At 59.1% G+C, this 19,603-nt stretch carries 14 protein-coding genes; 8 read left to right on the forward strand and 6 right to left on the reverse strand.

Going from position 1 to position 19,603, the window contains the following annotated elements:
* The first annotated feature begins 421 nt into the window (after positions 1-421).
* From G9463_RS09140 to G9463_RS09150, 3 genes are all read left to right on the forward strand, one after another.
* The gene (locus G9463_RS09140) at positions 422-1,540 is read left to right on the forward strand and encodes an NADH:flavin oxidoreductase (protein WP_165896523.1); all 1,119 of its coding nucleotides are present in this window, start codon (positions 422-424) and stop codon (positions 1,538-1,540) included.
* Positions 1,541-1,778: 238 nt separating this feature from the next.
* Positions 1,779-2,948 (forward strand): beta-ketoacyl synthase N-terminal-like domain-containing protein, encoded by a 1,170-nt coding sequence (locus G9463_RS09145; RefSeq protein ID WP_007188612.1) that lies wholly within the window; start codon positions 1,779-1,781, stop codon positions 2,946-2,948.
* Positions 2,945-3,376, forward strand: a complete 432-nt coding sequence (locus G9463_RS09150) for a Zn-ribbon domain-containing OB-fold protein (RefSeq protein WP_004966638.1) — start codon at positions 2,945-2,947, stop codon at positions 3,374-3,376. The genes G9463_RS09145 and G9463_RS09150 overlap by 4 nt, the downstream gene beginning before the upstream one ends.
* A gap of 113 nt (positions 3,377-3,489) precedes the next feature.
* Here G9463_RS09150 and G9463_RS09155 read toward each other — a convergent pair whose 3' ends face one another.
* From G9463_RS09155 to G9463_RS09170, 3 genes are all read right to left on the reverse strand, one after another.
* Complete coding sequence (locus tag G9463_RS09155; RefSeq protein ID WP_049919476.1) at positions 3,490-4,506, reverse strand: AI-2E family transporter; 1,017 nt, start codon at positions 4,504-4,506, stop codon at positions 3,490-3,492.
* A 175-nt stretch (positions 4,507-4,681) separates the two neighbouring features.
* Complete coding sequence (locus G9463_RS09160; protein ID WP_004966636.1) at positions 4,682-4,969, reverse strand: amphi-Trp domain-containing protein; 288 nt, start codon at positions 4,967-4,969, stop codon at positions 4,682-4,684.
* A 480-nt stretch (positions 4,970-5,449) separates the two neighbouring features.
* Positions 5,450-6,529 carry a CNNM domain-containing protein gene (locus G9463_RS09170; RefSeq protein ID WP_165896524.1) on the reverse strand — a complete coding sequence of 360 codons (1,080 nt, stop codon included), beginning with the start codon at positions 6,527-6,529 and terminating at the stop codon, positions 5,450-5,452.
* A 729-nt stretch (positions 6,530-7,258) separates the two neighbouring features.
* Here G9463_RS09170 and G9463_RS09175 point away from each other — a divergent pair.
* From G9463_RS09175 to G9463_RS09195, 5 genes are read left to right on the forward strand one after another with little or no spacing between them, the layout of a single operon-like run.
* Positions 7,259-7,759: a response regulator gene (locus tag G9463_RS09175; RefSeq protein ID WP_011224893.1), complete on the forward strand. Its 501-nt coding sequence runs from the start codon at positions 7,259-7,261 to the stop codon at positions 7,757-7,759.
* The gene (locus tag G9463_RS09180; RefSeq protein ID WP_121304015.1) at positions 7,752-8,648 is read left to right on the forward strand and encodes a winged helix-turn-helix transcriptional regulator; all 897 of its coding nucleotides are present in this window, start codon (positions 7,752-7,754) and stop codon (positions 8,646-8,648) included. Before G9463_RS09175 ends, G9463_RS09180 begins: the two co-directional genes overlap by 8 nt.
* On the forward strand, positions 8,645-14,560 hold the full coding sequence (locus G9463_RS09185) for a PAS domain S-box protein (RefSeq protein WP_165896525.1): 5,916 nt from the start codon (positions 8,645-8,647) through the stop codon (positions 14,558-14,560). The genes G9463_RS09180 and G9463_RS09185 overlap by 4 nt, the downstream gene beginning before the upstream one ends.
* Positions 14,553-14,990, forward strand: coding sequence for a response regulator (locus G9463_RS09190; RefSeq protein ID WP_165896526.1), 438 nt, complete (start codon positions 14,553-14,555; stop codon positions 14,988-14,990). The genes G9463_RS09185 and G9463_RS09190 overlap by 8 nt, the downstream gene beginning before the upstream one ends.
* Positions 14,983-16,083 carry a hybrid sensor histidine kinase/response regulator gene (locus tag G9463_RS09195; protein ID WP_004966629.1) on the forward strand — a complete coding sequence of 367 codons (1,101 nt, stop codon included), beginning with the start codon at positions 14,983-14,985 and terminating at the stop codon, positions 16,081-16,083. Before G9463_RS09190 ends, G9463_RS09195 begins: the two co-directional genes overlap by 8 nt.
* Before the next feature lie 125 nt (positions 16,084-16,208).
* On the opposite strand, the gene G9463_RS09200 is transcribed toward G9463_RS09195, so the two are convergent.
* From G9463_RS09200 to G9463_RS09210, 3 genes are all read right to left on the reverse strand, one after another.
* Positions 16,209-18,140 (reverse strand): ATP-binding protein, encoded by a 1,932-nt coding sequence (locus G9463_RS09200; protein ID WP_370457905.1) that lies wholly within the window; start codon positions 18,138-18,140, stop codon positions 16,209-16,211.
* A gap of 237 nt (positions 18,141-18,377) precedes the next feature.
* On the reverse strand, positions 18,378-19,406 hold the full coding sequence (locus G9463_RS09205) for a sulfite exporter TauE/SafE family protein (RefSeq protein WP_011224898.1): 1,029 nt from the start codon (positions 19,404-19,406) through the stop codon (positions 18,378-18,380).
* Positions 19,407-19,409: 3 nt separating this feature from the next.
* Positions 19,410-19,571 (reverse strand): hypothetical protein, encoded by a 162-nt coding sequence (locus G9463_RS09210; RefSeq protein ID WP_004966626.1) that lies wholly within the window; start codon positions 19,569-19,571, stop codon positions 19,410-19,412.
* Positions 19,572-19,603 lie beyond the last annotated feature (32 nt).

The following is a 19,603-nucleotide window of genomic DNA, read 5'->3' on the forward strand; positions in this document are numbered from 1 at the left end:
CGGTCGGACGCTGGCACCGCTGCTACTGCTACACCCCGCTAAGCCCACGGTCCCGACCGTGAGCGCAGTCCCTGAGGCTTTCAACACCGACCGCCGCGATACACCGTCGTACCCGCCACCACTTTGCACCATATTCTGTGCGACCAAGGCATGAAGAATGAATGATTATAATTGATCTCTATACTGTCCAATATGTATATAAAGGTATTATGATAGGACAGTAGGCGCTGTCCGTTGCGATGGCGGCTACTGCGTGTCTGTCGGTCCGGAAACACGCTACCGAAGTTCCGGTCCAGTCACGTCATATCAGAAACGCATGAATCGTACCCACACCGTTAGTGTGCGCCTTTTGACAATTATAGGCACTGATTCGGCGTATGCTGAACCAGCCGTTAATTACGTTATCCGCTTACCGGGCGGTGTGACACTGTTCGACTCGACGACACTCAACGAGCTGCCATTAGATAACCGAGTTGGCCTTGCTCCGATGACACGGGTGAGCGCCACTGACGACGGCCGTGCGACGGCGGAGATGGCCCAGTACTATCAGCGGTTCGCTGACGGTGGGTTCTCGTTTCTCATTACAGAGGGGACGTATCCCGACGAAGCACATAGCCAGGGGTATCTGAACCAGCCCGGACTGGCGACCGACACGCAGGCAGCGTCTTGGCAACAGGTTACGGAGACAGTCCACGAGGCTGGTGTCCCGATTTTCGCACAATTGATGCATGCCGGTGCACAGAGTCAGGGGAATCCGCATGTTGCGGGGGAACAGACGATCGCCCCCTCAGCGGTACAACCGGACGGACAAAAGGCCGAAGCCTACGGCGGAAGCGGAGACTTCCCGACGCCCAAAGCAGCCACGGTCGATGAGCTTGCCGACATCCGTGATTCATTCGTCACCTCGGCGCAGAACGCCATCGACGCGGGGTTCGACGGCGTCGAAATCCACGGTGCGAACGGGTATCTCCTTCACGAATTCCTCTCGGCTGACTTCAACCAGCGTGACGACGAGTACGGCGATGAACCCGCAAATCGGGTACGCTATCCGCGCGAGGTTGTCGCTGCGGTCGACGAGGCCACACCTGCCGATTTCGTTGTCGGTATCCGAGTCTCACAGTCGACGGCCCTTGATGAAGACCACCGGTGGCCCGAAGGCGAGGACGCCGCCGCGGTGTTCTTCGAGGAACTGTCGGCGGCTGGGGCCGACTACATCCACGTTACTGAACCCGATGCGACCACGCCAGCGTTTGGCGACGATGGACCAACCCTGGCCGAGGCCGCGGCCGAATACGCCGCGGATGAGACGGTCATCATCGACAACGGCGGGCTTGGGACGCCTGACGCGGCCCGCGAGAAGGTCGATGCCGGTGCCGACCTCGTAACACTGGCGACGAGTGCACTCGCCAATCCGGACTGGCCTGACAAAGTCGCAGCGGGCGAGGAACTGACTGCGTTCGACCCTGCTAAATTCCTCGCGCCGTCCGCTGCACTCTCCGAGCATGAAGTGCAGACAGGCGGTGCCTCAGCCGACGACTGAGAGTGATTGCTGTGAGACAGTCTCCGCTCGCTCTCAGAGAGTCAAACTGTTCGACACAGCGGCCATAGCTGTCAGGGCCACGTGTCTGAAAGCCGTGTGATAAGGAAAACAGCCGTTCCAAGAGACCTCTTCTCTGCGGGCCGATAGAAAACGATGTGTGTAGTTTGCCAGCCGAATACATCAAAAATATAGAAAATGAGAACGACTAACTAGGTCTGTTGAGACGTGAGTGGTACAGATGCCAGAGCCAGTCATCGCATCGGTCGGTGCCTCACCGCTCGGCCGCACAGACCTCCCGGGCCGCGACCTGTTCTCAGTGGCCCTTGCAGAGGCGTTCGACGAACTGCCCGACCCTGCCGAGATCGTCGAGGCGGTGTACGTCGGGAACCAGTCGGAGAGCTACGAACACCAGATCATGCACGGGACGCTACTGGCTGAATGGGCCGGCCTCCGTCACGTCCCCGCCGAGCGGGTCGAGGGGTGTGCCGCCGCGGGCGCGCTCGCGCTACGCCATGCAGTCAAGGACGTTCGCAACGGCGAACACGAGGCGGTGCTTGCCTGCGGCGTCGAAAAAATGACGTCTGCGGGCACCAGCGGCGCGACAGATGCGCTCTCGGCGGCATTCGACCGCGCCATCGAGCAACGCTCCGGCATCACCGCGCCTAGCCAGTACGCACTGCTCGGCCAGCGGTACCTCTACGAGACCGACGCCACGGAGCGAGACCTTGCCGAGATCGCAGTGAAGAACCACGCCAACGCCGCTCGCAACCCCCGGGCACAGTTCCCGAAAGAGATCGACGTGGCGACCGTGCTGGAATCGGACCCCGTCGCCCCGCCGCTGAAGCTCTACGACTGCGCGCCCGTCGGGGACGGTGCCGCCGCCGTCCTCGTGACGACAGCCGAACTGGCGGCCGAGCTTGACCAACCACAGGTGCGCGTCGCTGGCAGTGGGGCTTCTGCGAACAACATCGCAGTCGCTGAGCGAGATATGACCGATATCGCGGGCGCTCGCGTTGCCACCGAGACGGCCTACGAGGAAGCCGGCATCGACGCCACGGCCGTCGACATCGCGGAGGTCCACGACGCTTTCACCGTTTGCGAGGCGCTGCTTGCCGAGGCCGCCGGCTTCGCTCCCGCAGGAACGGGCTATCAGAGCTACCTGCCACCAGCGGAGCGGGCTGACGGCTGGACGGACGTGCAGTTGAGCCCGAGTGGGGGACTGAAGGCCCGCGGTCACCCTATCGGTGCCACCGGGCTCTTGCAGGCGCTCGAAGCCTACGAACAGCTCACGGGCGGTGCGGGCGACCGGGCAGTCGAGGGTGCCGAGACAGCTCTGTTGCTCAACGAAGGAGGCGTCGGGGATGCCGTCACCGTCAGCCACGTGCTCACGACGGCGGAGGCACCATGACGGGCAGCGACCTCGATGCGACCGACCCGCGGACGCTACCGGGCTTCTTCGACGCCCTCGCAGACGGCGAACTTCTGGGCGGAGTCTGTGCGGACTGTGGACAGGTCCTGTTGCCGCCGCGACCGGCCTGCTACGCCTGTGGCAGTCGCGCTGTCGACGTCGAATCGCAGTCCCGCGAGGGCCAGATATTCTCGTACACAGCGGTCCACACGCCGCCGCCGGCCTTCGAAGCGGACGCGCCCTACACGGTCGCCGTCGTGGAACTCGCGGACGGTGGCCGCCTGCTTGGGCGCGTCACCGCCGACTACGCCGATGTCACCATTGGGGACCCGGTCGAACTCACGGTGCGTGAGCCGACGGCCACAGAGCAGGAAATCGCCCTTGACTACGAGACCGACTGGCCGGTTCACGTCTTTGAGCCGCGATGATAGACAGGCGACGGTGAGACAGTGTCGGCCACCGTAACCCGTCGACGCTGCTGATGGGGTGTACGGTTATCGTCGGCAGAGTAGGTTATCGTCGGCAGATTCGGAGCGGTCGGTCAACCAATGTTTCCGTCGTCGATCTGAGACCAGATATCCAGACCGACGCGGAGAGCGGCTTTGAGCGCCCCGAGGACGACGGGACCGAAGAGCAGTCCCATAACCCCGAATGCGTATGCCCCGCCGAGGATACCGAGGAGGATGACGGCCGGATTGAGCTTCGCGTACCTATCGACGGCGAACGGCCGGAGATAGTCGTCGGTGAGTCCAACAATGATGACACTGTAAAGGAATAACCCGACAGCAAGCAGTGGCTCGTTCGTGACATACAGGTACACTACTGCCCCACCCCAGACAGGGATTGTCCCGATGAGTGGGACCATCGCGAGCACGACCATGATAGCCGTCCAGAACAGCGCATTGGGAACGCCAGTGGCGGCGAGTCCGACGCCGGCGACAATTCCCTGAACGATGGCAACGAAGACGTGGCCGAAGAGGACACCTAGCATCACGTCGTCGATTTCGTCGTAAAAATCACGCTGGACGTCCACCGGAAGGGGCACTGTTTGTTGGAGCCAGTCGACCAGGTCATCGCCGTCTTTGAGAAGGTAGTAGATCAGAAAAAGTGCTAACGCAATCCCGATGAGATGGAAGGTGACCGTACTGAACGCCTGGGTCGACCGTTCGAATATGATCGTTCCGATGTCCCGCCCGGAACTGACGAGTTCACCGGCGATATCGACCTCGCGGCCAGTAAGTTCCTTGATTCGGGATTCGACTACGTCAAGCTGCACCGGCTCGGTGCCCAGCTCTCGGAGTATCCGGTCAGCACTATCGGCCACCGACGCGAGGACAACTACGACCGGGGCGACGAATCCAGCGACTGCCAGCGTCACGAGCGAGAGTGCAGCGACCATCGGTGAGACATACGTTTCGAGGCGGACCTGTAGCGGATAGAGAACGTAGGCGAGGAGGACAGCACCGAGAATGTACTGGAGAAACGGCCGTATCAGCATGCCAGCTAGCACGAGGAGGGTGACGATGAGGGTGAGGACAAACCCCTTGCTGAGGTTCACGACTGCGAGTTTAACGACCGATGGCAAAAAGATTCGATATCTTCACAGTGGTCTGTGTCGTCTCTGGTGTGCCAGAGCAGCCGTTAGCAAATGACCGATGGACGGTTCGAACAAGATAGTAGCACTCCTGTGTCAGTCAGAAATGACAGACAACGCCCCAGCGTGTGCGGAGTTCTCACTCGATTTCTAGCTGCCCACTTCCGCCGCCGTCCTCGCCATCAGTCTCGTCCCATTCGAGTTCGAACTCGACACTCAGTTCAGTCATGTTGCCTGCTGGACCTTCACGTTCAGCTTTGACTTCAAAGGTTGGTCGGGCAGGGGGAGCCAGCGTTACAGTCTCAGAGCCTGCTTTCAGGGTAATATCGTTTCCGCTGTCGAGATTGTCCGCGACTTTCCGGAGGTACGATGCAATCGCTTCTCGACTCTGGTTACTTTCTGACTTGAACAGAACTTCTTCGGGCATACGGGAGATGGTACACAGCCTGTCACAATAAACCCGCCCGCCGTACGACTAAACCACGATCAAATTTCGGTCTCTCGTCTCGGACGTTGGTATGCTCGGTGGAACACATCTCGACAAAATCTCGCCTACTCCCACCGCTGTGCAATCGTCTTCGCGTTGAACTATCCCGTTTCCGACATCCAAATGCTGACAGAACTCACGTTTCACGGTCTTGATATCGCCCGAGTCGAACCAGACGGCGATCTCATCGACTTCGTCGCAGACGAATTCCCCGCCGGGTAGCATTGCTGTTTGGACAGGCAGATCAACAGATACCCATCACGGCTGTCCGGGGACTGGAGTATCAACATGGGGAGGGCGAGCCGAATTCAGGCGGTGTCGTCCGCGCGGACTTCTCAAGAGCATCCAGTTAACGGCTCGCCTGAAGGCCGGTGAATGGGGCTGACAACAGCGCTGTGCTGATGCGTTCTGTGCCGATAGTCACTCGGCCGCGCGATCCATCGGGTCTTCGAGTTCACCGGTGATCGCCTCGAACGCGTCTGTCGCGGTGAGAAGACCAACGACATCGTCATCTGCGACCACGAGGGCGAGTTCCTGATTTTCGGCCTGACACCGGTCGATGAAGTCACTGATAGTTGTTTCAGCAGCGACAGTCAGCGGCGAGGTTACCAGGTCTTCGAGGGTTGTCGCCCCCGAATCCAGCATTTCGTAGTTGTGCAACACTGTCGGGGCGTAGACGACACCGATGAACGAGTCCACTGAGTCTTTGATCAACGGAAAGCGGACGTATGGCATCCCGTCGATCCGGTCCATGTTCGTCTCGAAGTCGTCAGTCGTCGAGAGCGCGACGATGTCACTGCGATCAACCATGATCTCACTGACTGGCGTTGCGCCGATATCGAGGGCATTGATAACTTCACTTCGTCGCTCTTTGGAGATATCGAGTCGGCTGAGTGACTCACCCATCTCGCTGCGCAGTTCGGCGCGAGTGGTTGCGGGAGCGCTTTCGGCTTCTGATTCAGTCCACGAACGGGATATTTCGACGCCGAAGAGGCCCAGCAACGCCTTCGCCACCCAGTCCGCTGCGATGATTACCGGATACATGAGTTTTGTCCAGACGTACAGCGGGCCCGAGCCGTATCCGGCGACGAGCTTGGCACGCTCGATTCCCAGATACGTCGGTGCCTGCTCGCCGATGATAACGTGCATGAGATTGACCACTACCAGCGCGAGGAGCACGGACAGCGTCGTGTGTCCGCCGCCGGTGACGCCAACCGCGCCCAGCAGGGGCTCCAGAACTGCTGTGATAGCCGGCTCAGCGACAACTCCCAGCCCGACACTACAGATGGTGATTCCGACCTGACAGCCTGTGAGGAATATCTCCAGCCGCTTGGTCATGTTCCAGGCGCGTTCAAGTCCACGTCCGTTGCCGAGAAACGCGCCCTCCTCAAATTGCCTGACGCGGGTCATCGCGAACTCGGTCGTGACAAAGAAGCTGTTTCCCAGAAGTAAGGCGACACCACCGAACAGACGGAGCCACGTTACCAGCGAGATAGGCATCAAACGCTGGTTTCTCTGGCCGTTATCTAAATCTACTGCTGCTACGCCGTGGTCGGACGCCCTATATTGGTTTCCACCTCCAGCAGTCGATACTGAATGCCTAGCGCCAGACTTAGTCAGCTGTTGAGTCGGAACTCGGTGAGATAGTGAAGAAGGCTGACCTTCGGGAAGCCGCGGTCATTATCGGTTTAGCGCAGGTTGTTGACCTCGCCGACATTCTCGAAGAGTGGGGATACGGACAGTAGAGCAGTCTTGCGATGCTGAAAAAGTGTGCCCCGAAAACGGCTGTCTAGTGGCTCACGCGAAAATCTCGGCGCGTCGTGAAATTTGGGTAGAGAGCGCTTCCCAGCAGTCCGTTCTCCGATGTACGTGTCTGAAACGGAGAGCATCGCTGAGTGGTGAGGCTGCCGACGCCGACCAGCAACCGCTTAATACAGCCTGGCCGATTGTGATGGCGTCCCCTCGCACTGCAGTCGGTCTGCCGCAGTCTCGGAGAAATTACTCTTCACGTCGCTGTGAATCGTGTTTACTGTCGTGGGAGGCGACAGCGAAGTGAGACTGCATCTCGCTCGAGTCAATGCCATCGACATCCAGCGGGAGCCATTGCACTTACCCAGAAGTTAGTTACTAGCTTAGCCTTTGGTTAGCGCACGCTCTTTACACGCTACAGCAACAGTTTGGCATGCACTGTTGGAGACAAGAGAGGAGCATATACCGAGGCACGGAGTGATGCAGGGCAACACAGATTCCGGGGACAACCATGCGAGTGTCCTGCTCGTCGGTGCAACCCCAATGGATGCCAGAGTGATCTCTTGTGGGCTCAAGCGCGAAGACATCTCAATGGACATTGCAGCAGATGTCCGCACAGTAATCGACCGCCTGACGACAATGTGTGAGGACGAGACCACTGTGGCGTCCTCCTGTCTCGTCGCTATCGACTTCACGACGGCCCCGGCCGACGGGCTAACCGTGCTCAACGCGATACGGGCGAGCCCCCGACTGCAGACGCTTCCAGCTATTGCGCTTGTCAATCACACAGTGGCCCCAGACGAGGCGAAAGAGCGCATACAGAGTGCGTACGAGCACGGCGTGAACGGACATATCTCGGGTGCCAGCGACATTGAGACCTACGCCGATGCCATTCAGGAGTTCGCCGCATTCTGGTTCAGCCAGGTGTCGCTACCGCCACAGTCGTTATATTCCGACAGTGCAACAATATCGTATGACTGATGTCTTTTCGGACGCTGAAAGTCCGCTCTTACCCGAATCTCTCCAGCAGAGCGTGTCTCTCGTCTCAAAGAAGTGGCATCCGGCCATCATCCGCTGTCTGGCGACGAGCGATGGACTGGGCTACAGCGACCTCGAGGACCGACTGGACGGTGTCTCCGCGAAGGTCCTAACCGACGCGTTATCTGAGCTTCAGGAACACGATATCATCGACCGGACCGAGGTCAGCCAGCAACCCCTCCGCGTTGAGTATACGCTAACCGAACGTGGGGATGAATTGGAGGGAGTCATTCAGTCGCTCGCGGACTGGGGCGAGACACATCTTGACAGTAACGATGAAGAACGCGTTGTCTTGATAGCTGACGACGATACGCGTGTCATCACCATGCATGAGACGTGGCTGGAAGACGAGTACACTGTCCGGACAGCACGAGATGGAAAGGAAACGCTAGACCAACTCGACACGGACGTGGATGTCGTCGTCCTTGACCGACGGATGCCGGGACTGACGGGTGATGAAGTGCTCGACTGGATCCGCTCGCAGCGCTACGACACTCGCGTGGTTATGGCCACTGCCGAAGACCCAGAAGTCGAAATCCTCGAGATGGGGTTCGACGAGTATCTCACCAAGCCGGTGCTGAAAGATGAGTTACAGTCGGCCGTGGCGAACCTTATCGAGCGAGCCGAGTACGACGAGCAAGTCAGGGAGTTGCTGGCACTCCGGTCGAAGCTAGCGCTGTTGGAGGCGGAAGTGCCGGGTGACGAGCTGGCAGCCGACGACGCGTACACCCGCTACCAGAAGCGCCTCGAGACGCTCGAACACGATATCGAGAACCCCTCAAAAGCCGCTGAAACAGCACTCGAACAACTACGGGCAAACAACACACAATGAGCACTGACAATATCGCGCAAGAAACAACACCTGAAACTGTCTTCGGCCGCATCGACGAGGCGGTTTTTGCGCTCGATACTGACTGGCAGTTCACTTACATCAATCAGCAGACGGCTGCGCTTGTCGACCGCGACCCGGCGACACTTCTCGGGGAGTCGCTCTGGGAGGTGTTTCCGGACAGTGCCGACTCGGCCGCGTTTGACGCGTGTCACAACGCGGTCGAGACACAGGAGCCCTGTCACTTCGAGATGGTGTTTGGCCCCCGTGACACCCGATTCGTAGTGCATGCATACCCGTCGAATGATGGGCTGACCGTGTGCCTCCGCGAACTGACAGCGGAACGCGAGCGAAAACTCGAACTCCAGCGCAGTCAACAGCTGTTCGAGTCCGTGTTCCACGAGACGGAGGACGCTATCATCGTTGCCGACACCGACCGCCGAATCACTGATTTCAATCCCGCGGCGGAGCGGCTATTCGGGTACGACGCGTCCGAGGTCATCGGCGAGAAGTCACAGTTGTTGTACGCTGATCCCGAGACGTTCGAGCGCCAGGGTGACAAACGGTTCAACGAGCAAGCCCCGCAGCGCCGCGACCGATACGTCGTCGAATACGAGCGGGCGGACGGGACAACGTTCGAAGGAGAAACAGTCGGAACGCCGCTCAAAAGAGAGGCGGATGGGACGTTCGCGTTCTTCGCGACGGTCCGGGACGTGACGAGCCAACTCAACTACAAGCGCAGCATTGAGCAGCGCAATCGCGTGCTCAAGCAGTTTCACGATATAACGACTGACGAGAAGAAACCGTTCGCGACGCAGGCGGCGGCAGTGCTCAAGCTTGCGGTCGACTATCTCGATGTTGAAACTGGTGTGATAGCTGAGATAGACGGGCAGACGCGGATTCCCCGTCACGTATTCACCGCTGGGGAAACGGCAACAGCCACTGAGCGACGCCCCCTCGACACGACGCTCGATGAGCGCGTCGCGACGACCGGCAAACCGTTTGGGTTCCACGACGTGAAGGAGGCAGAGTTCACAGAGCACCGTGCCGCCGAATCGGGGGAGATAGCGGCGTATCTCGGCGTCTCAGTCACCGTCGACGACAAGCAGTACGGAGTCCTCAGCTTCACGGACGGAGGTAGTCGGGCGTCGGCGTTCTCAGAGAGTGAGGAAACGTTCGTCCGCATCGTTGCACAGTGGGCGGGCAAAGAGATCAGCAGACGGCGAAATCAGAAGCGAGCGAACGCTGAGCGGGAACGATTGCGGCAGATAATCGACACCATCCCGCAGCAGGTATTTGTGAAGGACGCCGACGGCACTTACACGCTCGCAAACAAGGCCGCGGCAGCGGCCCACGGCGTCGCCGTCGAGAGGCTTGAGGGCGCAACCCATGACGAATTCGCGCTCTCGGACGAACAGCGAGACTTCAAATCAGACGATGCAGCGGTCATTGAGAACGGTGAGTCGGTCCACATCGAGGAGGACGAATTAGTCGAGGCAGACGGAAGCTCGCACACCGTCCAGACCGACATCGTCCCAATCGAGATCGCGTCCGGAGAGAGGCGGGCCCTCGTCGTGGCGACGGATATTACCGAACAGAAACAGCTGGAGGCGCAACTCGAGCAGAGTAAGCGGCGGTTGCGGCAGATAATCGATATGCTCCCACAGCTGGTGTTCGCAAAGGATGAATCGGGAACGTTCCTGCTGGCAAACGAAGCTGTCGCCGACGCGTACGGGACCACGGTCGACGAACTGGAGGGGGCAACCGACGCCGAGTTCGCCGACAGCGAGGCGGAGGCCGAACAGTTTCGGGCTGACGATCGGGCCGTCATCGACTCCGGGGAGCCAAAGCACATCTCCGAAGAGTCGCTGACGACCACTGATGGAATAGAGCGGATTTTATCGACGAGGAAAATCCCCTACGACCCGGTCGACACACCCGGCGACGCCGTGCTGGGCGTCTCAACGGACATCACGGAACTCAAACAGCGCGAGGCCGAGCTGGAGATGCAGTCGGCCGCGATGGAGGCATCGATGGACGGCATCTCCGTCCTCGACGACGACCGTGAGTACATCTACATGAACGAGGCGCACGCGGCGGTGTTCGGATATGACCCTGACGACCTCATCGGGAGTTCGTGGCGACGGTTGTACAGCGACGAGGAAGTCGAGCGAATCAGACAGGAGGTGTTTCCGGAACTGGAAGAGCACGGTCAGTGGCGCGGCGAGACGGTCGGACGGCAACGCGATGGGTCGCCGGTCACTCAGGAACTAGCGCTCTCGCTGCTCGACGATGGCAAACTCATCTGTACGAACCGTGACATCACGGAGCAGAAAGCCAGAGAGAACGTACTCGAACAGTACGAGGCGCTCATCGAAAACATGAACGAGGCAGCGTTCATCGTTGATGATGAGTGGCGACTCGCCTACGCAAACGAAAGAACGCTCTCGTTGGGAGATGTCGAGCCACGTTCGGTTCTCGGACAGGATATAATGGAACTGTTCGACGGCTTGGTTACCGACAAGGCTGATTACAAAACGTTCAACGACACATTAGAGCGAACGCTCGATGGGGAACAGGTCAATGAGCGGTGTGAAGTACCGCTGCAACTACCGACCGGGGAGTACATTCTGGAGTGTCTGTTCTCACCGTTCACCTCCGCCGGCGAACAACGGGCAGCAGTCGTTGCCCGTGATGTCACGGCACAGAAAGCACGCGAACAGGAACTAGAGCGCAAGCGGGCACGGCTCCGGGCGCTGTTCGACGAGTCGCCCGATGGCATTATTGTCCACGACGAGAACGGCGAGATTATCGACACGAACACCACTCAGATCGACCAGCTCGGCTACGAAGAGTTGTGCGGGGTGAATGTCGCCGAGTTCGAGGTCGGACATAGCCGGACGGAACTTCGTGCACTGTGGAGCGATATGGCACTTGGCGAAACACGCCGGGTTGAGGGGAATCACCGTCGTAAGAACGGGAGTATCTTCCCAGTTGAGGTCTGGGTATCGAAAACAGAGGTCCACGGGGAGATACGGTTTATCGCCATCTCCCGTGATATCAGCGATAGAAAAGCCCGCGAGCGGGAGATGGTCCGTAACCGCGAGTTCCTCGAGAAAACACAGAATATCGCGTCCGTCGGCGGCTGGGAAATCGACCTCCAGACAGATGAGCTGCGGTGGACGGACGAGGTGTATCGCATTCATGACTTGCCGCTCGATGCCGACGTTACTGTCGAGGACGGCATCGACTACTACCATCCAGAGGAGAGGCCGACACTCAATGCGGTGTTCGATCGGCTGGTCGAAGAAGGCGAACCGTACGACGAGGAACTGCGTATCGTCACTGCGGCTGATGCGGTCAAGTGGGTACGGACTGTCGGCGACCCCGAGTTCGACGACGGCGAAGTCGTCGGGGCCCGTGGTATCTTTCAGGACATCACCGATCGAAAGGAGCGAGAGCAGGACGTGCAGGAGCTGACAGAGCGACTTGACCTCGCCGTCGAAGGCGCGAATCTCGGTGTCTGGGACTGGGACATGACCACGGATGCCGTGACGTTCAACGAGCAGTGGGCGTCGATGCTCGGCCTCTCGTTGGATGAGATTGCCCACACGCTGGAAACGTGGGAAGAACGCGTCCATCCAGCGGATATGGACCGCGTCGAGGACGCGCTGGAGGCACATATCGCTGGGGAGGCAGAACTGTACGACTGTGACCATCGGATGCGGACAGCGAGTGGTGAGTGGAAGTGGATTCGGGACGTCGGCGAAGTCGTTGAACGTGATTCTGACGGCCAGCCGACCCGTGCTGTCGGTATCCACCTGGATATCACTGACCAGAAGCAGTCCGAGAACGCTCTCGAAGAAGAGCGTGATATGTTCGCACAGGGTCCCGCGGTCGTATTCAAGTGGCAAAACGAACCCGACTGGCCTGTGGAATACGTCTCGGAGAACGTCACCGAGACGTTTGGCTTCACGCCGGAAGAGCTGGAGTCGGGTGACATCCCGTACAAGACGCTGATTCACGACGAGGACATGGATACGGTCACCGCGGAGGTGCAAGCAAACACCGACACCGAGACCGAACGGTTCAGTCACGACCCATACCGGATGGTCACGGCCGACGGCGAGGTGAAGTGGGTCACGGACAACACGAAGATCATCCGTAACGACGGCGAGATAACGCACTATCTGGGCTACCTTATCGATATCACTGACCGAAAGCGACTCGAACAGTCTCTTCGGCAGAGTGAGCAGTCACTGCGCGAAATGACCGAAGTCGCATCCGATACAGACCGTGGGTTCGAAGGCAAATTGGCCGCGATACTCGAACTGGGCTGTGAGCGACTCAACCTGCCGTATGGCTTTTTGACCCGTATCGACGATGGGACACAGCATATTGTTGAGGCGTCGGGTTCCCATTCAGAGCTACAGGCCGGGGCGTCCGCACCGATGTCGAAGGCGTACTGCCGGCGGACTATCGAGCAGGACGAACCGCTCACCATTCAGAACGCGGTCGAAGAGGACTGGCCGGACGACGTCGCGTATGAAATGTTTGGACTGGGCTGCTATGTCGGCGGGAAAGTGACCGTCAACGGCGAACTCTATGGGACACTCTGCTTTGCTGACCGCGACAACCGAGACCACCAGTTCGATGAAAGCGAGCGCGCGTTCGTCGAACTCCTTGTCCAGTGGGTGCGGTATGAACTCGCCGGTGAGGCCGTCGAGACGAAGCTCCGCGAACTCAACGAGACCGCACAGCGACTCCTGTCGGCCAGCGACGCGTCGGAAGTCGCGTCTACCGCTATCGAGAGTGCAAAGCGGGTACTCGGCCTGCCGATGACGGGAATCTGGTGGTACGATGAGGGGAAGGACGCACTCGTTCCGGCGGGACTAACAGATGAAGCGGGGGCGCTACTGGGCACGCAGCCGACGTTCGATGGAGGGGGATCGCTCGCCTGGGAGACCTTCGAGAGCGGCGAGGTGCGGGTCTACGACGACCTACAGGAAGTGGAGGCACGGTTCAACGACGACACACCGATACGCTCCGAGACCCTCGTGCCGCTGGGCGATCAGGGGATTTTGATAAGTGGGTCCACCGAACAGCGGGCATTTTCCGAGACCGACCGCGGGCTGTTCGAAATCCTCGCTGCGACCGTCGAAACGGCACTCAGTCGGGCCGAGCGCGAGCAGGTGTTGCGAGACACTCGCGAGCGGCTGGAGCAGTCCAACGAAGAACTCGAACAGTTCGCGTACGCGGCCTCCCACGACCTGCAGGAACCGCTTCGGACCGTTTCGAGCTACCTCACGCTCCTCGAACGACGCAATGAGGAGGTGCTGGACGACGACGCGCTGGAGTTCATCGACTTCGCCGTTGACGGAGCCGAGCGGATGCGGGAGATGATACAGGCACTGCTGGCCTACTCGCGTGTCGATACTCGCGGGCAGGCGTTCGAATCAACCGATATGGATGCAGTGTTTGACACAGTCGCTCGAAACCTTGAGGTGAACATCGAAGAGTCCGGCGCGGTCGTGAACGTCCCCGATGCAGGCGGCCACGTCGTCGGCGACACGAACCAGCTCGTTCAGTTGTTCCAGAACCTCGTCGAGAACGGGATCAAGTACAGCGAAGAAACGCCACACGTGGATATTTCTGTCGTCCGGTCCGACGACGATACCGTCGAGTACGCGGTGTCCGACGACGGAATCGGAATGGAACCGAGCCAACTGGACGATATCTTCGAAGTGTTCCAGCGACTCCACACGCGCGAAGAAATCAGCGGGACTGGTATCGGGCTCTCGATGTGCCGGAAGATCGTTGACCGACATTCCGGCCAGATACGGGTCAAATCGGCACCAGACGAGGGCTCGACGTTCTTCGTGACACTTCCCGCCGCAGGTGAGGAACATGAGTGAGCCGACGCCGCTTGTCGTCTCGGTTGAGGACAACCCGGCCGACGTACGACTCATCGAAGAGGGTGTCGCTGCCGTCGACCGGGATATCGACTTCCGCGTATACAACAACGGCCGAAATGCCATCGAACAGTTGACCGGCGATGGTGGCGTCCCCGCAGAGTCGGTACAATTAGTATTGCTTGATCTCAATATACCAGGCAAGTCAGGGCTTGAAATCCTCCGATATCTCCGAAAAGATCCGGAATTAGACGCTGTGCCTATCCTCACTGTGTCGAGTTCGGAGAACCCGGACGACATCCGCCGTGTGTATGAGTCGTCCGCGAACGCGTACTTGACGAAGCCGACCGATCCCGACGAATTTATCCAGATGATCACCGCCGCAGTGCGGTTCTGGATGCCACCAATCAGTAGCTCAACTACCAATGACTGACACACAGCAATACAATATCCTGCTCGTGGAGGACAATCCCAGCGACGCGCGGCTCATCAAAGAGTATCTCAAAGAGCCGGGCTGGTCGGGGCAGCAAACAGTGCCGACTATCCAGCACTTCGACCGGTTGTCTGCGGCGGTCGATGCCCGGGACGAATCGATTGATATTATCTTGCTGGACCTTGGGCTGCCGGACAGCAACGGGTTCGAGACGCTCGAAACGATGCTCGAAGCAGCCGGGGACGAACCTGTTGTCGTCCTCACTGGACTCGACGACGACAGCGTCGGGATTGAGGCCGTCGAACGCGGCGCACAAGACTTTCTCGTCAAGGGCGACATCAACCCGAAACTCCTCCAGCGGACACTAAGCTACGCTGTCGAACGTGAACGCCAGCAACAGGTACTTGAACGACGTAACAAGGAACTCGCTCTACTCAATCAGGTCATCCGCCACGATATCAAAAACGACCTGACAGTCATTCTCGGCTGGGGTGATGCGCTCCGTGAACACGTCGAACCAGCCGGACAGGACCATCTTGAGCGGATTATGAACGCAAGCGAGCACATTGCCGGTATCGCTGAAACCGCCGGCGACTTCATGGAGATACTCGAAGGGAACAGGGAACCAGAACTCCATCCCGTTGCGCTCAAACCCGTTCTGCAGAGCGAAATCGAGAAGTCACAGTCCGCACACTCGGCGGCAACCATCACAGTCAATGGCGAACTATCCGAGACGCTCCAGGTTTCGGCAACCAATCTGCTCTCGTCCGTGTTCCGCAATTTACTGAACAACGCTGTCACACACAACAATAAGTCAAGCCCCGAGATCACAGTCGAAGTGGACGTCAGCCCGGATACAGTCGAGGTCTCCGTCGCTGACAACGGCCCGGGTGTGCCCGATAGCCAGAAGACAGAGATATTTGGTCGTGGGGAGATGGGGGCAAAGAGTCAGGGGTCAGGAATCGGCCTCTATCTCGTGGATACGCTGGTAGAGATGTACGACGGGACGGTCACGATTGCAGACCGCGACGAATGGGTCAGTGAGCCGGACGTGGACGGCAGCGTCTTCACAGTAACCCTCAATCGGGCCTGACAGCCGGTGACAGTTGCTCTGGCTAGCCTGCGTTCTGTTGGCCGGCGCTTGTGACCACAGGTGTCCAGTGCGTTTGTCGGCCTGTTTCCGTCATATGGAGATAAAAAGGACATACAGGTAGCAACTTACCCTCTTTTTCGCAGACTCTCGCTCGCCGGCACGTGCAGTGTCACTTCGGTCCCGCCCTGAGTCACATCAACGGAGACATCGCCGCCCACCTGCTTGACGATCATCCGCACCATACAGAGGCCGATCCCCTGTCCGTGGTTTAGTGGCGTCTCTTCGCCCGTCCTGAGTACGCTTGCTTCCGCATCCGGCAGTCCAAAGCCGTTGTCTGCAACGGTAATACCGACCCAGTCGTCAGCGGTTTGCGAGAGCGTTACTGTAATCTGTCCATTCGAGTCGGGAGTAGCATCGGCGGCGTTTCCGAGTAATTCACTGACCGCTTCGCGCATGACAGTCGGGAGGTGTGGTGTCACACCATCTGGCAGGTCGTTCCTGATTCTTGTCTCGGCGACGAACTCGTCAGCTCTGGCGGTCGCGTGGGCAACGAGTTCGTCTACCGCCGTGGTGGCTTGCGAGTGTCGTTGTTCTTCAAGCACCTGTCCAATCTGCCGTGTCTTTTCGATCATGTCGGTCCACTTATCCAGAATCGCTTCAATGCGCTCGAAGTATCTCGACTGCGCTTCCGAATCAGGCAGGGTGTACAGCGCTCCAGTGAACCCCCGGAGCTTCGTCAGGTCGTTGCGCATATGATGTCGCATCACACGCTGCATGACCTGTAGATGATCTCGATGTCGGCTCTGTTTTGTGATGTCCCGCCCCTCGACCACCAACATATTTACACACCCGTCTTCGTTGGTCACGGGCTTGACGGTGAAGTCGATAGTCCCGACTTCCTGACTGTCCCGAACTTCTGTCTCGTAGCGGGCAGACTCACCGTCGGCCGCGCGCTTGAGAGCGTCCCAGACACGGTCACGGACGGTTTCAGAGTGACTCCACCATGGCGCTTCAGCGAAGGGTTTCCCAACCATATCTGCACGGTTGAAGCCACCGAATTCGAGGGTCGCATCGTTGGTCTCGATGACCGTTCCATCGGGTTCGAGCAGTGCAGTGAACTGATAGGTCTGGTTGAACACACTGTCAAAAAGTCGGGCTCGTTGTTTGCTGGCAGTCGTGCCGCGGGTATGAGATAACAGGTCATCAACTGCGTCGGTTTCAAGTGCGTGGGCCGGCTCATCAACAGTTTCCAGTGCCATTTCACACCGTTCCAACCGTTTGCTCTGTCTCTCCTGCTCGATTTTACTCCCGAGCCACTGTGCAGTGAAGTCGACAAACTCCCGTTCGGACTGCCCAAACGCACCTTCGCGTGTCGCCAGACCAGTGAATTCAATGACACCGTAGGTATCTTCACCGACTGCCACGGGTGCGCCGGCGTACGCTCCGTGCGCGTCTAGAGAGCTGTGCTGGCCTTCGCCCACGACAAACGTGGCAGGATCCGTTACGGCACCAGTGACTACTTCACTGGCGATAGTCTCACCGAGGGGCATTGACTGCCCCGGTTCGTACACGGCGGATTCACTGCTGGTATACTCAACCGTGTACGTGGCATCGTCGATGCGTGCAAGCGCGCCGGCGTCAGCTCCAAGGTAGTCACATCCCAGCGTTAGCAATCGCTGTGCGGTGTCTGCAACGCTCTCGCTCTCCATCGCAGCTTTATGCAGTCGTCGGAACGCATCCTTTCCCGGCAGCGTCAACGACCCAGGTTCTGCCGCTGGCAGCCGAAGCGTCGTGCAGACGTATGTTTGCGGCCCGATACGAACCGTGTAGCTATGCTGTTCGACGGTTGTCCGCGTCCCGCCGGCACATTCAAGAACTACATAAGATCGTCCGTCCGTCTCGGATAACGCCGTCCCAACTTGCTTGTCGGAATCATCCGTACCTGCGGCACAGAACAGGGCAGATAGTGGCATCGCAAGCAACTCTGCTTTTGAGTAGCCGGTCACCCGTGAGACCAGCCCAGTTGTCTCAACGATTTCCCCGTCAGAAGCACTCACAACCAACCCTTCATTAGTGCCAATGTCTGGACGTGGACTCCCGCACTCGTTGTTACTCATGTGAAAAACTTCCCCTGAGTTCAGTCACGTTTAGGCGGGCCATTGGGGAAAGAACGCAATGTTTCCACTTAACGAGTTGCGAACTGTCCAGTGAGGCAGAGACATACTCGGAAGTAAGTACCGGCTCAATTGAGGGTGCGTGTCAGACTGTGACAAAAAAGATGGTCCGACGCACCCTCACGCGGGCGATGACGACTGACGCTCTTCCCGGAGCGCAGTGATGCTGCTGTAGACGACAGCACCACTGACCAGCAACGCGGAGCCGAGGATGAGCACCAGACTGACCGTGTTCAGGGCGTCGATACCGTAGACGTTGCCGATTTCACGGACCGCGACAGCGAGGGCGCCGCCGAGCAGCATTAGCCCGAAGTACACCTTGATTTCGTCTTCGTCGACGATGCTCGTCGCAGCGGAACCCACACGGGCCCCGAAGGCGCTCCCTGCCAGCAGCGGGAGCACAATGGAGAGGTCGACACCACCGTCCAGCGCGTACAGGAAGCTCCCGAGCCCGCCCGAGAAGACGATCTCGAAGAGGTCGGTCCCGACAGCGATGGGGACGGGAACTCCGATGAGATAGAACAGCGCGGGCATACGGATGAATCCGCCGCCGACACCGAGGAAGCCCGAAAGCAGGCCGGTGACGAACGCGACGCCAAGTATCATCCAGAGGGAGACGCTGACGCCGCCACGAAGCGATATCATCGGCGGGATGCGGTACGATTGAATCTTCTTTGCGATGTCCGGGATGTCGTCGGCGTCGACGTCGCCCTCCGCGGCATCGTGGTCGATCCCCTCGCCGCCATCGCCACCTCGAAGTGCCTCGTAGGTGACGAACGCGCCGATACCGCCCAGAAGGACGACGTACGTGACGCTGATGATACTGCCAGCCAGCCCGAGCGTTTCCAGATGGAGGACTATCTCTTTCCCGGCTTCGATGCCGGCGGTCGTTCCGGCGATCATCAGCACCCCCAGTTTGTAGTCGACCTGCCCCATATCCCGGTGCTTCAGTGTAGCGATAACCGATGTGCCAAACACGAATGCGAGCCCGCTCCCGACGGCAACCCGGGTGGGATACCCCATCACCAGCAGTGCCGGGGTGACCAGGAACGACCCACCCATCCCGAAGAAGCCAAACAGGACGCCGATGAGCAGGCCGAACCCGACAAACAACACCACCATCGCCAGGCTGAGTCCCAGTATCTCCATTCGTCACTCCCCTCGTAACCGCTCGACGACACGCTGTCCGAATGCCTCTTCTACTGCCCCGTACCCGACGTAGAGGATGGCCGCCTCCAGCAGCACCGCGCCGATGAGCATTGCCGCGTCGATGCCGTCTGCGCCCATCGATGTGAAGGCCGCGAGGTCTACCATGGGGATTCACCTCTAATATTGTGCTGTCGTGA

This window comes from Haloarcula sp. JP-Z28 (assembly GCF_011440255.1).
GTDB lineage: Archaea > Halobacteriota > Halobacteria > Halobacteriales > Haloarculaceae > Haloarcula > Haloarcula marismortui.

What these genes read in the sequence shown, in the direction of transcription:
- G9463_RS09145 (WP_007188612.1), top strand. Translation starts at nt 1,779, where the DNA reads ATGCCAGAGCCAGTCATCGCATCGGTCGGTGCCTCACCGCTCGGCCGC.
- G9463_RS09150 (WP_004966638.1), top strand. Translation starts at nt 2,945, where the DNA reads ATGACGGGCAGCGACCTCGATGCGACCGACCCGCGGACGCTACCGGGC.
- G9463_RS09160 (WP_004966636.1), bottom strand. Translation starts at nt 4,969, where the DNA reads ATGCCCGAAGAAGTTCTGTTCAAGTCAGAAAGTAACCAGAGTCGAGAA.
- G9463_RS09170 (WP_165896524.1), bottom strand. Translation starts at nt 6,529, where the DNA reads ATGCCTATCTCGCTGGTAACGTGGCTCCGTCTGTTCGGTGGTGTCGCC.
- G9463_RS09175 (WP_011224893.1), top strand. Translation starts at nt 7,259, where the DNA reads ATGCAGGGCAACACAGATTCCGGGGACAACCATGCGAGTGTCCTGCTC.
- G9463_RS09180 (WP_121304015.1), top strand. Translation starts at nt 7,752, where the DNA reads ATGACTGATGTCTTTTCGGACGCTGAAAGTCCGCTCTTACCCGAATCT.
- G9463_RS09185 (WP_165896525.1), top strand. Translation starts at nt 8,645, where the DNA reads ATGAGCACTGACAATATCGCGCAAGAAACAACACCTGAAACTGTCTTC.
- G9463_RS09190 (WP_165896526.1), top strand. Translation starts at nt 14,553, where the DNA reads ATGAGTGAGCCGACGCCGCTTGTCGTCTCGGTTGAGGACAACCCGGCC.
- G9463_RS09195 (WP_004966629.1), top strand. Translation starts at nt 14,983, where the DNA reads ATGACTGACACACAGCAATACAATATCCTGCTCGTGGAGGACAATCCC.
- G9463_RS09205 (WP_011224898.1), bottom strand. Translation starts at nt 19,406, where the DNA reads ATGGAGATACTGGGACTCAGCCTGGCGATGGTGGTGTTGTTTGTCGGG.
- G9463_RS09210 (WP_004966626.1), bottom strand. Translation starts at nt 19,571, where the DNA reads ATGGTAGACCTCGCGGCCTTCACATCGATGGGCGCAGACGGCATCGAC.